The 1,427-nt window shown below is 50.0% G+C and carries 1 protein-coding gene; it reads right to left on the minus strand.

Annotation, left to right across the window (positions count from 1 at the left end; genetic code table 11):
- Positions 1-331 precede the first annotated feature (331 nt).
- Positions 332-1,378, minus strand: coding sequence for a hypothetical protein (locus tag HMPREF1548_RS17835; RefSeq protein WP_021637806.1), 1,047 nt, complete (start codon positions 1,376-1,378; stop codon positions 332-334).
- Positions 1,379-1,427 lie beyond the last annotated feature (49 nt).

Below are 1,427 nucleotides of genomic sequence, written 5' to 3' on the forward strand. Positions count from 1 at the left end.
AAAACGGGGTATTTCTAACTGTCCCGGAAGGTCAGAATTCCGCCAACGCGGCTGAACTCCTCGCAAAGCGACGGCGGGGGCTGGATTGTCTTTTGTGTGTTAAGTCGCATTTGCTCGTCAGACAAGCCGCTAAGGGCGGCGGAGTTCTGACCTTCCGGGGCAGTAAGAAATATCACCGTTTTTTCCAATGGAACAGAAAATACCCCACAGCATCCCCAAAGAAGAAAGCCCGGCCCCCGGCTCGGAACAGCCGGCAGACTATGGCCGGGTAAGACAGCCCCTCCCCGGACCGGAAAGCATGCCCCCTCATCTCAGAATTCCTCTTCCCCCTCTAATAATACTTCCCAATCTCACTCTCCTCCATCTCCTGAACCAACTCCCTCATTTTCTGAAGTTCTGAGAGATAATTTTGCGGAGTAAGGCGGTAATTATCCTGCTGCATCTGGGTTACCATGTAGTGGTTTATATCGGCCGTAAAATGGATGGGATCCATATAGAGATCCAGGTTATAAATAATATCCGGATCATTCTGGAAGTAATACAGCTTAACATTGTCGCAGGAAAGCAGTGCCTGGGCGGAAGCCTGGGCAGCATAGAGAACCTGATTCAGCTCCCCGCTCCGGGTCATATTGTCCCACCACAAAAGGGAATAGGGCGGATAAAAGAAATAGAAGGTGGTCTCCGGATGGGCATTTACCTGCTTTATCAGCAGATCCACATTGGCATCTATGACAGCCTTGTACTGATCCTCCGTTTTCATAGGGGTTATTTCGGCCGGGCGGTCGTAGTGGGACAGAGCCTCCTGCGTTCCGAAGTTTTTGTATTGTGCCCAGTTATAGGAGGCTCCTTCGTCGTAGTCATCCAGGAAGGTTTCCGCCAGCATGTATGGGATGTCTTCAAAAATTACGTCTTTGTTAAGAAGGTAATTTATGTCGTTGAAGGGATTTTTGTCGTAGAGGTAAAGAGGCATGGAATCATCCGGGAATTCGGCCTCGGGGTCGCCTCCCAGGGCAAACAGATCCAGGCTGTAGAAAATATTTTTGATTTCACGCTCTTCAAACGCCTGGGTCAGGTAGTAATCCAGCTGGGCGGTGATGCCGGAGCTTTTGATGGCCTTGATGGTAGTGGCGTCAAAGGCTTCGTCAAACCATTTGTTATTGAAGTTCTCCGCGGTGGAGGAACCCACAAGCAGGCTGTCGTAATTGAAATTGCGGATGGTGCCGATGCCCTGATATTCCTTTTTGGTAAGGACGGCTTTCAGCGGGGCGGCCGGCCCGTGGTAATGGAAAAAAGGATCAAAAAAGAGCACCAGGGCTGCTGCCGCAATGAAAAGTATGGCTGCTGTAATTGTAAAATTTTTCAAAAACTTCCGATACATATTTTCTCCGTGCCTTTCAGGCCTGCCGCAACAGCGGCGGGGTTTAAAA

The organism is Clostridium sp. KLE 1755, assembly GCF_000466465.2.
Classification (GTDB): Bacteria; Bacillota; Clostridia; order Lachnospirales; family Lachnospiraceae; genus Eisenbergiella; species Eisenbergiella porci.